Here is an 18285-nt window from a genome sequence, read left to right as displayed (position 1 = left end):
ATCCTGATAAAAATCACGAAATTTAGATCATTGCATGTCTGATTCAACTCCAACGGTTTTAAGAAAAATAATTCATATCGATATGGATGCTTTTTATGCATCTGTAGAGCAGCGTGATTTTCCTGAATACCGGGGAAAGCCTTTAGTGGTTGGTGGCAAGCCCGACAGCCGTGGCGTGGTTTCCACAGCCAGTTATGAAGCCCGACAATATGGAATCCGATCGGCAATGCCGAGCAGTAAAGCTTACCAGCTTTGCCCAACAGCCATTTTCGTATACCCACGTTTTGATGCATATACTGCGGTTTCGAAAGCGCTTAGGGAAATTTTTAGTCGGTACACCGATATTATAGAACCCCTCTCATTGGATGAAGCTTACCTTGATGTAACAGAAGACAAGCTCGGGATTGGATCGGCTATTGACATAGCACAATCGATTAAAGATGCCATTAAAAATGAGTTAAACTTAACGGCTTCGGCAGGAGTATCGATCAATAAATTTGTAGCTAAAGTAGCTTCTGATATGAACAAACCGGATGGGTTAACCTTTATCGGTCCATCAAAGATCGAAGCTTTTATGGAAAAACTCCCCGTTGAGAGGTTTTTTGGCGTGGGTAAGGTTACAGCGGCAAAAATGAAGGCTATGCAGGTGAATACAGGTGCAGATTTAAAAAAATTGACTGAAGCCCAGCTTGTTGCCCAATTCGGGAAATCGGGAAAGTTTTATTATAAAATTGTTCGTGGCATTGATGAACGCCCCGTTCAGTCGTATCGCGAAACCAAATCAGTTGGTGCAGAAGATACCTTTTCGGAGGATACCAATGAAGATTCGGTGATGCACGATCTCCTAAAACAGATCAGTGAAACCGTAGCCAAACGTTTGGAAAAATATCAACTGAGCGGAAAAACGGTAACCCTAAAAATCAAGTTTGCCGATTTTAAACTCATTACGCGCAGCCGCTCTTTTGCTACACCGATAAACAAAGCTGAAATAATTTATACTGAAGCGATTAAACTTTTGGAAGAGGCAGCTATCGGCATAACACAGGTGAGGCTTTTGGGCATTACCTTATCGCGGTTTTATGATGATGTTGAATCAGAAAGGCCAGAAAGTAATCAGCTGGAGTTTGAGTTTTGAAAGATAAATAGCTATCGGATGTGACAAGGCCTATTCAGCCGACAGCCTGCCCCGATTTTCGGGGAAGCAATCTTACAACAAACGACATGTCTACCTTTTCTTAAATTAAAAGCCAATTTCTTTGGAGCGCAAGGCTAGTACAAATCAATAAGTTTCTTCCCGTTTTACGCTTATACGCTTCGCTGCCTCGTACCTCGTTGCTGCAGGGTAACGCTGCAACCGGGGCTATTTGGCCAAAACAGCATCTCATTTTTAAGGTTACATAGCGCACCAACCATTGTTCCTAAACCTGATTGGAGCGAACACGAAGTGCAACGGAGTAAAGCGTAAAGCAGGACTAACGGCCTCCAAGAACCACAGGCCAGTCATTTTCTAATTCTAATAGCTACTCAAATAGCTTTCTTTGCTTGTGTAGATCGGTCGGGGAGACACCAACCGATAGGATAAAGCTATTTTTTTGGAGCGCAAGGCTAGTACAGGTCAATGAGTTTCTTCCCGTTTTGCGCTTATACGCTTCGCTTCCTCGTACCTCGTCGCTGCAGGGTAACGCTTCAACCGGGGCTATTGGGCCAAGACAGTGTTTCATTTTCGGGGTTGCTGGGTGCAGAAACCATTGTTCCTAAACCTGATTGGAGCGAACACGAAGTGCAACGGAGTAAAGCGTAAAGCAGGACTAACGGCCTCCAAGAACCACAGCCCAGTCATTTTCTAATTCTAATAGCTACTCAAATAGCTTATTTTGCTTGTATACATAAGCTGTTTATTCGGTTTGTGAGAACACAGACTAAGGAATAGATTGCTATGGCCAACCCTACATTAAGTTTATGCATTTTTCCATTCGTGCCGTCACCCTGAATTCATTTCAGGGTCTTTATAGCGGGAAAGATGCTGACCACGTAGTAGCTACAAGGCAATTGAAAACACTATTCTACTTGTAAAATAAATTCAGCATGACGATCGCGCTCTTATCAAACAATCAAAGGCGCTGCAATAACTGCAGCGCCTTTGATTGTTAATTTTAAGGGTTAATATTTATTTGCCTGCTAATTTATCGGCAAGCATTTTCATGTAAAAACCGCCCACTACACTCCGGGCTTTAAAGTTATCGCGGATACCGGTATTTGAATCGTAAAAATCGTTCAGGGGCACTCTCGATTCTGTTTCAATGGCGTGTTTGTATACCGGATGCACCAAAGCCTCGAATTCGCTTTGTGTTGGTGCAAAAGTAGCGGTCCACAAAATCCAGTCATTTTTAGTATAGGCCTTTCTGCTATCCAACGGAATGCCGTATTTATTTTGCTTGGTCAGGTAATATTTGGTTTCGGTTTCGTATATTTTTTGAGGGAACAGGTTTAATTTTAATACCTTATCCCAAACCAGGTTATACTTCTGGCTCCATGTATTTTTATTATCAAAAGTTAAGGCGTAGTGATCGCCGGCATCGGCCATTTCTATCCATTTTGGCACCATACTTTCAGCAATATCCCTATATTTTTTAGCCACATCATCATAACCTAATGTTTGGGCCATCTGGGCATAACAGGCTATACCTACAATCGCTTTTACCGATAAGTTGGCATTACGGGCGAGGTGACCTGCAAAATCATCGGTACATAACTGTGTTTTTGGATCTAAGCCCTCTTTGGTTAAATAATCAACCCAGGTGGTTAAGGTTTTCCAATGCGCTTTGGCATAATCGGCATTTCCCTGTGCTTTGGCAATTGCTGCAGTTAAAATAATCATATTGCCCGATTCTTCAACCGGCATTGGCTCCCCATAAGTTTGTCCGTTTGCTAATGGGTAAGTTCCTAAATCGTGAGCTGCCCAAGGGTGGGGATATTTTCCACTTTCGCTGAAATAGAAAATACCGTTCAACATGCCCTGTAACAGTTCAGGATTATAAATCAGGTACAACGGTGCCGAAGGGTAAGTTACATCAACGGTATTGATAAAACCACCACTGTTGTTTTCTTTAGACAACCATAAAATTTCACCTTGCGGGCTCTTTACCAAGGTATGTGCTGCAATGCTCTGGCGATAACCTAAAACACATAAATCTGCATATTCTTTACCGCCTGATTTTAAAGCATCGGCATACAAAGTTTTGTTAAAAGCCTCACATTTCTGAATCACGTTTTTATATTCATCAGCCGCAGCGGTTAACTGTGCTTCGATGGTTTCTTTACCCGAGGTGTTCCACCATGGCCTTAGATTTTTATTGAAATATTGTACGGAATAAATTTCATCATAACCCAGTTCAACATATTTTTCTACTGCAGCTTTACCTACTGGCCCAAAAGGGATAACAGTATTCAATGCGAGCATTTTGCCCTGTTTAGCAGTTGAAGCAGAATTGCCTTTTCTAAAAGCATCGGCAGCATCTTTTTCGGCTGTTACAAATTGGATGGCATTGCTTGTTTTTGGCGCAGCCACATAAAAGTAGCCCCAATCAATCCGCATATCATCACTTGCTTTTTGAAGAACTGGTTGTTCTACCGTACCCGTTTTTAATACGGATAATTTAGCCGTGCTGTATTTGCTTGCGGTAACTTCTTGCGTAGGACGGTAAACCGCAATGTTTGACGATGCACTCAGGTATACTTTTACCTGGTGGGTTTTACCGTCATTTGCTTTTACCTGATAAGAAACGTAAGAAACCGGACGTGCAAATAAACCCAAATCGTTCATTAACAAAGGAGAGGTAAAAGTTAATTTTAAATCAATCTTGCCGCAGGTAAAGTTATAAATGGTTTGTGTGGCATTCATATCAACACTTTTTTGCCTGGCTAGCTGTACTTTTTCGGCATTGTCTTTTAACTTTTCTACTAAACCAAAATCGAGGAAACGGCCACCAGCAGTGTTGATTAAATGGATGGCAATTACATTCGATCCGGCTTTTAAAGCATTTTTATCGCTATTGCTTAAGGCAATATATTGGAAATTATTGGTCCAGCCTTCTTTGGTATAGATCTTCTTTCCGTTTAGGTAAACCTCAATATTATCATCGTGGTTTATCTTTAAAAACAGTTCGTTTATTGATGCCGGGTTAGCTACGTTAAAGGTTCTTCTTACCCAGATATCGTGCGATTTCCACAATGTTTTCACATTTTTGGCATCATCTCCTATTGGTGCATTACCTGTTTGCCAGTTGCTGGCCATGTAATTTGCGGCCTTCCAATCGCCCTGAGGTTCGGTTTCTGTATATTTTACTTCGTAAGCTTTTTCATCTGAAGCAGGTACAACCGTTTTGTAAGTAGTGGTTTCTTTACCTAAAAAACGATAAATACCACCATCAACATTAATCATTCCTAAAAGAGAGTGATCGGCACCCGTCCAATGTTGAGTAGCAGATTCGTTTAGCTTATCCGTGTTAGACCAAATACTAAAATAGGTATTGTGCGTAATTAAGGGATAAGCTGGCGCCTTTCGCTCTTGTGCTTTTAGCAAGCCGCCTGCAAACATGCAGCCCAGTATGCCTAAAAACTTTAAAGTGTTGGTTTTGTTCATAATTTGTGTGTGTATTGAAATCTGAATTTATATTATGGTTAGATTTAACGCTAGTTAAACGTTTTACTAATGTATAAAATATAATTTACTTTTTGCAAGGGAAGTTGATTTTTAATTGTCTAAATGACATTTAAAATCAATCCTCAAAAAAATACATGAAGTTTTTAAGCTCCATGTATTTTTCAAATTGTGCATAAACCTCTATTAAACTAAGGCTGTTTTTTGTTGATTGTCCACTCGGCCAATTGAAACACACGGCTTCCTCTGTTAGATTTAATGTAAAGGCGGTAAAATTTGTATGCAATGTAGTTATCGAAGTGGAAAAGTTTAGTCTGTTTTCTGCTGCTATCATTATTCTCCCAAGGACAAACGGTTACCGTATGCAAATCGGTATATTGGATTCCATCTAACGAGCCCTGCAAAATCCAAAATCTTGGATCGCGATCTGGTGCATCATTACCCGAGGTTAATGTATACGCGCCCACTACCTGTGGTGTATTTAGCTCAAAGGTACATTTTTGCGTACCATCGAAACCCGCTTGTAGAAATTTCGTATTAATATCCTGATCGACCAATTTTTTGGAGCCTTCACCAGAATCGGCACCCGCACCAGCTTCAAGGTTAACTGAATATTTACCGCCAATGGTTTTTATGTAATTTTCACCACAAATGGAGTAATTTATGGTCGGATCGACCACATTAAGCACCACTTCTTTTGCTGCAGTATAACCCTGACCATTCCTTGTAGTTAAGGTTACCTTATATTTCCCAGGGAAACGGTAAGTATGTTTTGGGTTTACCTCAACAGAGGTACTGTCATCGCCAAACTGCCATAATAAATTTCTATAATTTGTAGCGCTTCCGGTAAACTGGTACTCTAAAAATTTCAATGTATCGGGTTTTACAAAGGTAAAACCAGCCGTAGGCTTTGGCTCTTCTACTTCTGGAACAATCTCTTCGACTTTGTCTTTTTTACATTTCACTGTTAACACCACAATGAGTAGTAAAAGTGAACATATACCCAATAATCTTTTCATGTTACTTTTCATATCTATTCAAGTTTAAGGAGTTGGAAATAATTGTGTTCTTGGTACTGCACGTTTACCTGTTATACCTGCTGATGGAACTTCATATTCGAGATATGCCTGTTGTCCGCCAACATTTTCGCGGTGATGTGCTTCAATTTTATATCTGATACCACGTTCTAAACGAATGGTTGCTTTTCGCTCTGGTTTATCCCACTGTGTGGTATAATCGTCGATAATGGCTTTTCCATTAATAAATAGTCTTGATCCATCATCCCAACGCGTTTGATAGAAAATATAGTCGCCCCTTACTGGTGCCAAAAATTCACCAACCCATTTGGTAGCGAAGTTATCTCTGCTCAAAGAAGTACCAGCAGCATTTTTTACATTATCTGGCCAACCATCGCCCGAGAATTCGATTGTGCCATCTACCCGCGTGGCAAAAGGCTCACGGCCGTCGTCTGGCGCCAATTGTGTATTGGTGTAATATTTGGCAATCAAACCTGTACCATTTCCAATAATCGGCGAATTGTTATCCAGGTTTACACTTGGATCAACCACCACAATTACTTTTCCTTTTGTAGGATGGATAACATGATTGGTATTATCGCTCAAGCTTAAGGCAAAGGCGAATTTCTTATTGGCCACAATATTAGCATCGAACACAGGCCATGGAATAGATAATCTCACAACAGCATTTGTTGCGCCTGTATTAAATCTCACTAAGGTATCGATGGTAAAATCTTTAGCGGCCAGGTGAATCGCATTTGCGGGCAATACCCCGCTTGATACCAGGGTGGCAATAGTATCTACATTATCCCTAATTTTCACATTAAACGCTGTTGAAGGTGCATTATCCAGACTGATAACGAGGGGGATAATAACACCTGCAGGCCCTACCTGATAATTGGGGCCCTGAGTTACGGTATAGATTCCTCCACCCTGAAAACTTAAAAAATGGATATCGGTAGATTTTAACAATTCTTCGGTATTGATGATGACCAGGATGTTTGATTTGCCATTGGCAATTTTATTGCCTTTACCCGGCGCTGAAAGTTTTAAGGCAAAAACCACTTTTTTACCAAAATAACGCTCCAATACTGACCGGCGAACGATGGCTATTCCTTCGGCATTATCTGTTCCGTACGATACATTAATTACGTTTGGATATTCTACAGCAGCTGAGGGCATGAGTACAGCATTGGTTAAACCACCATTATTAATTAATTGTGTTACCGTATCGTTATTTAAGGTTAATCCAACCTGAAAAGCTTCTTCAGCTGCTCCCGAGAGCGAAATTTTGAACGGCACTTTAACAAACTGATTATCTATTGATACATTGCCCACAACAATTCCTTCGCCAGTAATACTTCTGCTTGCCGCAGGCGGTAGATCCAAATCGTCTATTTGAGATTCTTTACAAGAATAGGCAACAATCATGATTGTTAAGCCCATTAATACTGTGTATATAATTTTTTTCATTTTCGATATTTAAATTATCAATATTCTTGTTTATTGGTCTAACCAAACCCTGCCATCAAGCGCCCATTGCTGGTTATTGGCAATTTTTAACCAGTTAACCATTTGTGCCGGTATATCAGTTGTTTGCGGAACCAGGAGTGCCAGGGAGCTGGTAGAAGGTGGACAGATTAAATCGTTAAAATTTTCCCAAACGTATGGTCCTTGCAATTTAAAATCGCGGGCCTGTGAAGAAAGATCGATCATCCTATCGCCATTGCCATCGGTAGCGGGCCAGTAACCTACTAAGAAATTGTAAGAAGGATGGCTCTGATCGATGGATGTTTCGCAAGAATATTGTTCAATTACACCATCTGGTACAGCTAGCTTAAAGAAACGGATATCTGTTACGTAATAATCAGGCTCTCCATGCCCCTGGCCGTTTAAATAACCAAGTTTCAGTGCATTTAAATTGGCTAAAGAACCAGACCCGGTGATTTCTAACTCGTTGTTAAATTTTCCGTTGGTATATGTGCGGATAAACCTTTGGTTGCCACGCTGCTCTAATTTAACCGAAAGATTTTCCCATCTGCCCTGAACAATATCGGCACCTCTGCATTGACGGTAATCGCCATCTTTTGTGCCTCTCCATTCGAAATACCAATAACGGTCTTCTAAATAAATAACCCAGCCCACACTTGGGTGGCCGCTAGACCACTCATTCCTTTTACCTAAAATACTCGGGTATGAGATCTGCTCTTTATTCTTTTTAACTTTAAGCTCGATGGTCATTTTGGTGGTATCGTCTATATTGTAAACACCTGCATCTTCGCTAGCCACTTCAGCCCTAATTTCGGTACCCGTCATTTTTACGGTTTTGCCCAGATATCTGTTACCTGTAAAAGGCTTTACCAGAATCCGTTTATTATAACTAGCGCTATAGTAAATGATAAAAGCATTGTTTGCCGGTTTACTAAAAATCGTTTGATCGTCTGTATTGGGTGGAAGGGTAAATGCACCACCATCACTCGAAGCGATAATAACCAACCAATCTTCGTTAATATAATTTGGCCGTTTTTTTAATGCAGCCATAATCTCGCCAACACCGGTATCAAATTTTTCTATTGCAGATTTATAGTTCGGGAATGAATTATCGTAACCATATTGCGTACCGGCTTTATCTACATCGGTAAAATGGCCTAAAATTACTGAGGCGGTATCGGTATTTAAATCGTTAATTACCGCAGCTTTAACCTGATCATCGCTGCTTACCAATGTACTAATATCTGCACTGGTTGTTAGCGTTTTAAAAACTGTAGATGAGGTATGTGCCACAATTTTGGTTTGTGGCCTGCTCTCTTTAATCCTTTTAAATATTACAGGGTAATTCTGCAGGTTGTTATTGGTCAGGTTATCATCATTTACCAGGTGTTTCGCCTTTTTTACACCGGTTAACATGCTTGCCCAGTTACTGGCATTCTGTGTAGCTTCTGGCTCATTTAAGCTTACCCAACTGTAAACTGAATGTGGTAAAAGTGCCGTAATATTTGGAATATTGGCTGTTGCTACCGATTGCCCTCTTGCACCATCAACAACCAAGTATAAAATCTTACGGCTTCCGTATCTTACTTTTGTAGTGTCGGTACCATCTTTATCTGTAAGTTTTCTATCGAAATCTTTATTGCAGGAAAATATGGCTGTTGTAATTACGATGGCTATTAAACCCAACAGTAATTTATATTTTTTCGTCATGCTCATCTTGATTTATATTTAATTGGCTTCTGGTTATTATTCGATAGTTACCCTAACGATGTTATAGAAAGGTTGGTTATCAAAGCGGTTGAAACCTCCGATTAATAACAGTGCTTTTTTACCGTCTGCAGATTTTGTTTCAATCACATCAGAAAGGCCGCCCGAAAATGGTCCGGTTGCATTATAGCCGGGAGCAAGTAGCCCTGTGGGTGTTAGCACCATAAAACCGTTTCTGGTTACGTTGTTGTACTTTTTAAAACCACCGCTTACTACAATTAACCCGTTCGAAATCTGGCGTGCAAAATAAGGGTAACCGCCTTCAAAGAATTTAGCGGTAAAAGACTCATCCAGGCTGCCATCTTCATTAATTAGTGCCATCCCGTATACAGGTTTACCGTTGTATTTTGTAAATGCTCCTGTAATCAGGTATTTTCTGGTAATGGCATTGTAGGTAAGTGATGTTATTCCATTGTCTACACCACTGCCCGGGTTAAAGCTTGGATCTTTAGTACCATTGGCGTTTAACCTTAAAATACGTACAGCAGGCTGATCATCGAAGGTGCTAAAGTTTCCAAATACCATTAATTTTTCGAGGTTGGCTGCATCGGTATGCATATAGGTATCGATAGGGCCATTTGCACTTACATTACCTTTATTGGTTGCAGTATTAAAACGATAGGTTTTATCTAAAGAACCATCTAAATTGAACCTTAAAATCTGGCGGATTTCGGTACTATCCAGAATTACGGTATCTCTGGTAAAATCGTAATTGTCTTTATCGTAAGTTCTTTTTACGTAATATCTAAAATTACCAGTCGCTAATATTTTGCCCTGGTGTGGGTAAATGCGGTTAATATAGTCGTTGGTACCACCATTAAATTTAGGAAACCATTTTTGGGTAACGGTATCAGTTACGGTTGGTTTACGTTTGGTTTGGATTTTAATGGTATCGATAGCCCCATTAGGATATAAACTGGTTATATTACTGATATTTTCTGTACGCTGGTTGTAGCCGCTAAATCCACCGGCGATGATAAAACGCCCGCCAATTTCAATTACTCTCGATAGCGAGCCATTGGCTCCTCTACCTGTTCTAAAAGTACGGTCGTAATCGCCATCTAAAGAAGTTCTGGCAATTCTATTAATCGGTGTGATTAACCCTTTATTATCATAGTTGCTAAAACCACCCAATACAAGTGCCCTTCCATCAGCCATTTCGTAAAACTGGCTTACGTAGCCATTTGTTCCGGCTGTTGCCTTAAAAGTGATATCGTTTTTGATCAGCCCTGACACAGTAAACTGTGGACCCAAAATCAGCTGATCGCCTATAGCGATTGAGGTGATCCCTGTACTCCCGGCTTCGGGCACCTTAACTACAATAGTAGATTCGGTAACGCTAAGCACTTCTGCTTTTTCGCCGTTAAACATAAAGGTTAACTTATCTTTAAAGGGCATTAAACCTTTGGCTTGCACGGTTACGGTAGTACCCACAATCCCTTCTGATGGAACAGGTAATAAAGTTTGGCTAATGGTTATGTCCAGTGGTGCCTTACCATCCGCATATGGATCTTCGCCCAATTCTTCTTCTTTCTTACATCCCTGTATAACTAAGGAGCATAGAAAAAAAACGATTAGCATGTATTTTATTTTTTTCATGATTCTATTCTTTTAAAATTATAACAGGCTAATTATTTATTACTTGGCGTTAAACCAGTATTATATACATCATTAAAAAACTCATATAAATTAAATCCCAGGTATGAACCCTGGTATCGTAATGTGTGCACCATTCCGTTGGTTGGTTTAATATCCGATGATGCGACATAATTTGGATACCAATTATCGTTCGGTTTTGATACATCGGGGATATAAGAAAGTACAAGCTGCCTGTAACCGATATATTTAATTCCGTTGGCATCGTAAAAAACTACCCCAATATTGGCTACATCGTTATTATAATCGTAGTGAATGGCGCCGGGATAAATACTTCTCAGGTTAAGATCGATCTGCGGATAATCTTTTAACATGTTTACACCTTTAAACATATAACGTTGCAGGTATTTCCGCCAAATGGCCGGACTGATCTGATCGAGGGTTTTTACCGTATCTCTTCCCGATTCATAAAGCAATTGATTTAAGGATTCGAACTTTGGATTTCTATCTGTTTCGTTGGTGTGAATATTACCGATTGTTTTCCGTACTACGTCATCATCAAAAGCAAAAAAGGTGAAATTCTCCGAACTGAACTGCTGCTCCATACCGGCCAGTTTTACAATTTGGGCAACGGTATCAAAAGGAATTTTTTTGGCCTGCAGGTACTGCATCATATTTCCATCAAACTCTGCTTTCGCCTTACCTCCATCTATATAATACTCATCACGCTTACAGGCATTTAAAACAAGTAAAAGTGCTGCACATGCAATAATTAGCTTTTTCATATCTTGTATAATTTCTATTTAAATTAATTACCACCATTCACCCAATAATCGTTTAACCGCATAAACGGATTGTTATTTAAGGCATTTCCGCTTATTGGCCAGGTCCATGCACCACGGATAAATTTATCTGAGGTAAGTACGTTGTACGACCATTGGCTGCTTAAAATCCTCTTGGTGCGCACCAAATCGAAATAATGGTGCCCTTCGCCTATTAACTCTCTAGATCTTTCGTAAAAAATAAAGTCTTTTAGGGTTGAGCCTCCGCCACCAGCATACTTTGATGCCTGCGCCCTGTCTCTTACCATATTTACCAGCTTAATGGCTTCGGTATCTTCTCCTAAATCGGCAAGTGCTTCGGCTGCCAGTAAAATTTCACCGCCATACCTAAAAATCATAAACGTGTTATCAGGGTTGGCATCTTCCTCGCCTGTAGAGAAAGAATTCTGTGCAAATTTTAACATCATAAATTTTCCGTTATCGGCAAAAATATCTTCGTTAAACCAGCTGGTAATCCGCTTATCGCTACCATCCTGAAAAATTTTCTGCATGTACTCTCCCCTGAAATAAGCAAAACTTACACGGTGGGTATATTCTGGTCTTTTGTATGGGTAATGCAAAAACATATCGGCCACTGGTGCTGTATTGGTATTTTGATCGCCATAGTTTATACTGCGGTAAAATTCGAACAAGCTTTCGTCCGATCTTCCTTTAATTACGGTAGCCCATTCGGTAATTGGCAATAACCTGTATGCGCCGCTGGCAATCATTTCGCGTCCTAAATCGGCAGTTTCCTGATAGTATTTCTTCGAATTGTTTGCATCAAAACCGGCATTCCACATGTTCATTTCCATAATTAAGGCAATAATGCTTCCGCGGCTGGCCCTCACTCCTTTTAAAGATGGATCGGTATAAGTCCATGGAATCTGATTTTTATGGGTTTTAAGATCAGCTATACATTTGTTTAATACGGAAACAAAATTTTCGCGTGGCAAAGGTGTTGAATGGAATGCGTCTGTATAATACACTACATCGCCATATAACCTTACCATAACAAAATAGCTTAACGCACGGATAAATGCAGCTTCGGCTTTATACTGGTTTTTCTGCACATCGGTAAGTCCGGGTACACCTTCATCCAGCTTCGCCATTAAAATGTTGGCACCTTGTATGGCACGGTAATAATCGGTCCAGTCGGTAATTCTATTGAAATTGTAAAAATCCCAGGGACGATTGCCTGACAATAAGCCTAACAGGTTGTTTTTACCCAAAATCTCAACAAACTCACGGGCCGGGGCTAAATCAGACTGGCTTTCGTATAATACTTCGCCAGAGCGGTACTCGCCTGTTGCGCCTATAAAATGTGTTTCGTTAAACTTACCGAAAACAATACGCGATAAATCGTAAATATTTGCTTCTACATCTTCTTTAGATTGAAAGAAGTTATTTCCTGACAACTTATCTAAAGGTTGTATATCCAGAAACTTTTTACAAGCAGGCAATGAAAACGATGCTGCTAAAATCAAAGAATAAATGATAAACTTTTTCATAATAATATCTATTAATTGCCTGTATTAAGTTCTAACTGGACGCCTAGGTTATAAGTACGCGGAACAGGATATCCTGTAGAAATATCACGCCCCAATGTGGTTACGTTTTCAGGGTTTGGCCCGGTATACTTAGAAAAAGTAATCAGGTTATCTGTAGAGGCGTAAATTCTTAAACTGCTCATTCCGAAACGTGCGATAAACTTTTTATCGAACATGTAAGAAAGGGTTACATTGCTTATTTTTAAATACGTTCCGCTTTCTTGCCAAAGTGTTTGATCGGCTCTTAAAGGCTGAATCTGATCAAATCTTTTGTAATCATACGGATAAGGGTATTTTGCAATATCACCAGGTTTGGTCCAGATATTAAGGTCGTTTAATGGTACCACCGATTTTAGTGAATAGGGATCGCGCATAATGGCTATCCTATCGGCCAGGGCATTATTTAAAATGGTTCTGTCGGCAGTGTAAGTTGCATAAACATTTAAGCCCCACTTTTTATACCTGATGTTGGTAGATAGACCACCCGTCATTAATGGTTGCGAATTACCGGTAACTTCGTAGTCACGGCCATCTAAAATATAATCTCCGTTTACATCTTTCATAATCGGATCACCTCCTAAGAAAAACTGCCCGTTAGATTGATATCTCTTACCCGTTACAGGATCGGTTGGCACATCGGCATCTGTTCGATAAACACCCTGGTTTATCCTTAGGTAGTTAGACAGTGTGTTTCTACCTACGCGGTAAACGTTGTGCTGCAAGTAACCAGAACCATCAAATTTAATGAACTGCCCGTTATACTCTGCCGGAAGTTTTAACAGTACATCGCGGTTAAGCGCACCATTTACTGAAACCGAAACATCAAAATCTTTGCTTGCTACCGGCCTCACGGTAATCATGATCTCTGACCCATAATTGGCAATACCTAAATCGTTACTCGCCAATTTATTAAATCCGGTAGTATTCGATAATAGCCTATCAAACAACAAGTTATCAACCTTTTTAAAATAAGTATCGAAGTTTACTGAGATTTTATCGTTAAATAACCCCAGATCGAAACCTAAATTGTACTGACTTGTTGTGGTTGGTTTTAAGTTAGGATTTGGAATAATATCATAATCGATTCCGATGGTTGGGTTGTTGTTAAAATTATTGTTCAGGTTATAAATACCATAAATACTTTGGAGATTACCCGTTGGCACAATATTTTGTCCCCAGGTTAACCTCAAGCTACCATACGATAACCATTTCATATCGGCCAGCCAGTTCTCTTTGTTAAAGTTCCATCTTAAACCAATTGAAGGGTTTTTAGAATATGGATTTTCCAGTCCGCTGGATGAAGTACCATCTAAACGATAAGAAAACTCTGCTACGTATTTTTTATCATAATCGTACGATACCGAACCTGCGAACGATGCAATGGTAGCGTTTTTATAATTAGACAATACACCTCCACCACGTGAGTAGTAAGCATCGTACCCCAATGGCCCCTGTAACTGATCGTTAGGTGTTCTTTCCTGGCGTGTAATGCCGGCCTGGGCACCTTGTTTATAAATTTCATTAAAAGTGTTAACAAAAAAATTATGTTTTTCTCCAAAACTTTTGGCATAAGTAATACCATTTCTATTATATAACTGGAAATTTCTTCCTACATAATCGTATACTTTAGCAAACTGGCCGTTTGCCGCTGCGGGCGTAAAGGTAGATTCGGTATCGGAAGTATAATCGTAACTTAAAGTAGAAGATACTGCCAAACCAGGAATAAACTCGTAACGTGCCTCTACGTTTGTTCTTAAGTTTCGGGAGTTATTATCGTTCAATGTTTGCAATGCCGATAAAACCCCTCCCGATGCCTGATAGAAAGATGGTGGCGGCAATAAGGTAGATACCTGACCATTTGATGCTACACCCGATTGTAAAAGCCCTACGCCATTTCCTTTATTCTGCTTTCCTACGGAGCCATTAATAAAACCAAAAAATCTAAATTTATCGTTTGGCTTAAATTCCATATTCATATTGAGGTTGTAACGGTTATAGCCCGTATTCTTGATCACCCCTTTTTCGGTATAATAACCCAGGTTGGCCTTGTAGTTAAATCTAGGGTCTCCACCATCTAAAGCCAGGTTATGGCTCTGGTTGTAAGTATTCTGGAAAAATACATCCTGCCAATCTGTAGAGTTGTTCCAGTATGCATTTAAACTATCGGCAAGGAACGAAGTATTAGAAATCCTCCTGATATCATCAACATTTGAAGCATTTAAAATAATCTGCTGGATTTTTAATGATCTTTCCGAATTACCACCCAAAGTTTCGCGAAGTTTTGGCGGGGTTTTAACAAAAAAATTGGATACATATCTAATTCTTGGAACTTTAGAGTTACCTCTTTTGGTGGTGATGATAATTACCCCGTATGCCCCTCTCGAACCATACATGGAAGTTGCCTGTGCATCTTTTAAAATCTGGATGTCTTCGATATCTTCCTGAGGAATTAACGATAGCGGACTCACACCCGGCCCCTGACTCTGAAAACCAAACTCTGCAGCTTTATCGGCATCTAACGGAACACCATCGATAATATATAGCGGTGATGTTGGCTGTAAAAATGATTCGTTACCGCTGCCCGAGATACTTAAACTTGACAATCCGCGAACCTGTACCGAACCCCTAAAACCTGGTGCACCGGTATTGTTCTGAATGTTTAATCCCGGCACTTTACCTTGTAAAAGTTGCTCTACATTAGAAACCGGTATATCCTGAACCTCTTTAGCCTGAATTAAAACCGAAGACCCGGTAGTGGTTTGTTTAGACCTTTTCTGGTAAGCTACAATAACAATCTGATCCAGCTCTTTTCGGTCTTCAGAAATGGTTACAGTGATATTATTCTGATTGGTAATTTTTACACGCTGTGTGTTGTAACCAATAAACTTGAATATTAAAGTAGAACCCTCGGGTACGTTAACCGAAAATTTCCCGCTACCGTTGGTTTGGGTTAAACCTTTATTGGTGCTTTCTAAAATAATAGATACACCCGGAACGCCCTGTTTTGTTTCTTTATCAACAACGGTACCATTCACAAGGTTAAATTTCTCTTGCGAAAAAGCACTGGTGCCAATCATTATACACACTACAAGTAATGTATAAAAAAGTATATTTCTTTTCATAATATTAGCTTTAAATATTGCTTATTCGCTGATAAACTTTGGATTCTCTGTTTTGAAGTGGAATACAATTTCCCAATCGCCGGCCTGATAAATGGCAAAATCGACCCCGAAATTGGCAATGATACGCCCCCCACCAAAGGCGCCTCTCGAGTAACTCAACTGCGCTTTTGCTCTCGAACCTCCTGGTGCGTAAAACGTTGGGATTTCTACCAATGGAATCGGATAGGCTACATCATACTGAACGTATTTATCCGTTTTCTGCATGTTAAAACCATGTATCATTTTGTCCCAAACGGTTTCGTTAAAGGCAGCAGGATTAATCTCTTGAGAATCTTTATTTAATACTTTAATGCGGAGCGAGTGGCCATTACCACCTGTAAATGGGCGGATATACACTACTACATCTTTTTGATCGTTGTTACTAACCAAATTTTTATTTGATTCTGCACCAATAACATTGTTTAAGTATGGACGGATGTAATCTCTTAGATTTTTATCTAAAGGAAATTTAGGATCAGGAGCAGGCAAACCGGTGTAAGCATTAAAATCGTTAGAAGGTTCATACGGTCTTTCCCTGAAAGGTCTGATCTGCAGGTCTCGGATCAAACGTTCTCCACCGGTATTTTTTATTTTTACATCAAAAAAACGGGTATCCTGAGAGAAATTTGTACTGTCAGCCGGCCTTGGTTTAATTAATTGATTGGTAGATGAGCCCCAAAGTATAAACTCTCCCGATGAACGTACCTCAAACAAAGAGTGCACCTCTATCTTTCTTTTAGCCTCAATTTCTGCAAGGCTTTTTTCTAAGCCAGTATATGGAGCAGTAAACACGTAAGTAGGTACTTTCTGAAAAATATCGGTAACCGGTTTACCATCTCCAAAACGTGCATTCACAATTTCGAAGGTGATAGGTTGCGTAGAATTATCGCCATTAAAACCTCCCATTAGATTGTTTCTGCCAATAATCGGTTCAAGTACTTTATTGCTAAAGTTTACATTATTACTCAGGTAATCTTTTTCTTCTGGCAGGTCGTACAGTTTTTTGCATCCGCTTAAAGCAATCAATGCAAACAAAACCACAACCATTTCTATTTTTACGATTGACTTCATAAGTTTCGTTATTTTATTTTTTCTATGTCCCATCACCTTATTTCGATTTGTTTATAGTCCATTCTGCAAGCTGGAAAGTACCACCGCTTCTGAGCTCGGTAATATTTACGCGGTAATAGAGGTACGCTGTGGTGTTGGTACATCTAAAAACTTTTTGCTGATACCTTTCTTCAAAAAAGAAATTGGTCACCCGGTGCAACTCGGTCCAGTTAACACCATCCTGCGAGCCTTCGTAAGTCCAGGCTTTTGGATCTCTTTCTACAGCATCATTTGCCGAGGTTAAGGTGTAAACAGAAGATACCTCAGGGGTTTTCAGTTTGAATTGCATGGTTAAAAAGCCTTGCAAATCGCATAAAAATTTGGTATGGTCGTCTCCATCAATAACTTTTTTAGAGTTTTCTCCACTGGTTGGTCCACCGCCGTTTTCACGGTTGGCAGAGAAAGTACCACCCACAGTAACCATTAAGTTTGGCGGAGGTGGAATAAAAGTTAAACGGGTAACAAAGCCATCGAAACCGAAAATATGATCCGGACTGATTACATGCACAATACCATTTTTGGTTTTGATGTTATTTGAAGCAGTTGTACTTGTAGACCAATTTCTGATAAATTTGCTCTTTTTGGTGTTGCTAAACTGAATCACTTCCGGACCGGCCCCCACCTCGCCCGAGGCAGAGCCCCGCACCGATTTGGCATGCATGGGATAGGCTACTTTAACACTGGTTAAATTAAGTCCATCCTGCAATTTTAGAGAATCAGATGGTTTTATTCCCCTGATGATGTAGTAAGAAACCATGGTGTCCAACTGTATTCCATCAATGTTCGATAAAAACAACGGGTCTTTATCAGATTGCTTTCTTAAGGTATTTAAGTTCCTTAAGGCCAACTGAAAACTAGGATTGGTAACTGCAAAAAGCGTTACGTTGCTATCGGTAAGGGTTTTCTTCAAGCCCATCCGATCAACCGCCACAATTAACGAGTCGTATACCCCTGGTTTACTTTTTAGATATTCATATATGTTTCCATTAAATGGTGCTGCGGTATCTTCTACATCATAGTAGCCCCCATTCTTTTTACAAGCCGAATAAATGACGGTGAATAACAAGAGTATTGTTAGCACACCAATATATTTTATAAAATTTTTCATATCAA

The 18285-nt window shown here is 39.8% G+C and carries 11 protein-coding genes; 1 reads left to right on the top strand and 10 read right to left on the bottom strand.

The window, feature by feature from the left end:
• Positions 1–34: 34 nt before the first annotated feature.
• Positions 35–1135, top strand: a complete 1101-nt coding sequence (gene dinB, locus ACN9MR_RS26625) for a DNA polymerase IV (RefSeq protein ID WP_426327452.1) — start codon at positions 35–37, stop codon at positions 1133–1135.
• Positions 1136–2167: 1032 nt separating this feature from the next.
• On the opposite strand, the gene ACN9MR_RS26620 is transcribed toward dinB, so the two are convergent.
• The 10 genes from ACN9MR_RS26620 to ACN9MR_RS26575 all read right to left on the bottom strand — a co-directional run bounded on the left by ACN9MR_RS26620 (position 2168) and on the right by ACN9MR_RS26575 (position 18280).
• Positions 2168–4642: a glutaminase domain-containing protein gene (locus ACN9MR_RS26620; RefSeq protein ID WP_426327451.1), complete on the bottom strand. Its 2475-nt coding sequence runs from the start codon at positions 4640–4642 to the stop codon at positions 2168–2170.
• 209 nt (positions 4643–4851) lie between these two features.
• Positions 4852–5691, bottom strand: coding sequence for a PKD domain-containing protein (locus ACN9MR_RS26615; RefSeq protein WP_426327450.1), 840 nt, complete (start codon positions 5689–5691; stop codon positions 4852–4854).
• Positions 5692–5703: 12 nt separating this feature from the next.
• Entirely contained in the window at positions 5704–7149 is a 1446-nt protein-coding gene (locus ACN9MR_RS26610; RefSeq protein ID WP_426327449.1) for a PA14 domain-containing protein, read from the bottom strand.
• A 30-nt stretch (positions 7150–7179) separates the two neighbouring features.
• Positions 7180–8883 carry an alkaline phosphatase family protein gene (locus tag ACN9MR_RS26605; protein WP_426327448.1) on the bottom strand — a complete coding sequence of 568 codons (1704 nt, stop codon included), beginning with the start codon at positions 8881–8883 and terminating at the stop codon, positions 7180–7182.
• 30 nt (positions 8884–8913) lie between these two features.
• A complete protein-coding gene (locus ACN9MR_RS26600; protein WP_426327447.1) occupies positions 8914–10533 on the bottom strand; it encodes a DUF5008 domain-containing protein in 1620 nt (539 codons plus the stop codon).
• A gap of 32 nt (positions 10534–10565) precedes the next feature.
• Positions 10566–11315, bottom strand: coding sequence for a hypothetical protein (locus ACN9MR_RS26595; protein ID WP_426327446.1), 750 nt, complete (start codon positions 11313–11315; stop codon positions 10566–10568).
• A 23-nt stretch (positions 11316–11338) separates the two neighbouring features.
• Positions 11339–12862: a RagB/SusD family nutrient uptake outer membrane protein gene (locus ACN9MR_RS26590; RefSeq protein ID WP_426327445.1), complete on the bottom strand. Its 1524-nt coding sequence runs from the start codon at positions 12860–12862 to the stop codon at positions 11339–11341.
• 11 nt (positions 12863–12873) lie between these two features.
• A complete protein-coding gene (locus ACN9MR_RS26585) occupies positions 12874–16023 on the bottom strand; it encodes a SusC/RagA family TonB-linked outer membrane protein (protein ID WP_426327444.1) in 3150 nt (1049 codons plus the stop codon).
• A 21-nt stretch (positions 16024–16044) separates the two neighbouring features.
• A complete protein-coding gene (locus ACN9MR_RS26580; RefSeq protein ID WP_426327443.1) occupies positions 16045–17133 on the bottom strand; it encodes a DUF5007 domain-containing protein in 1089 nt (362 codons plus the stop codon).
• A gap of 37 nt (positions 17134–17170) precedes the next feature.
• On the bottom strand, positions 17171–18280 hold the full coding sequence (locus ACN9MR_RS26575) for a fasciclin domain-containing protein (protein ID WP_426327442.1): 1110 nt from the start codon (positions 18278–18280) through the stop codon (positions 17171–17173).
• Positions 18281–18285: the final 5 nt, after the last annotated feature.

The organism is Pedobacter sp. R-06, assembly GCF_049913135.1.
GTDB lineage: Bacteria > Bacteroidota > Bacteroidia > Sphingobacteriales > Sphingobacteriaceae > Pedobacter.
The sequence above is the reverse complement of the archived record's forward strand: the minus strand, read 5'-3'. Positions and strand labels throughout refer to the sequence as shown.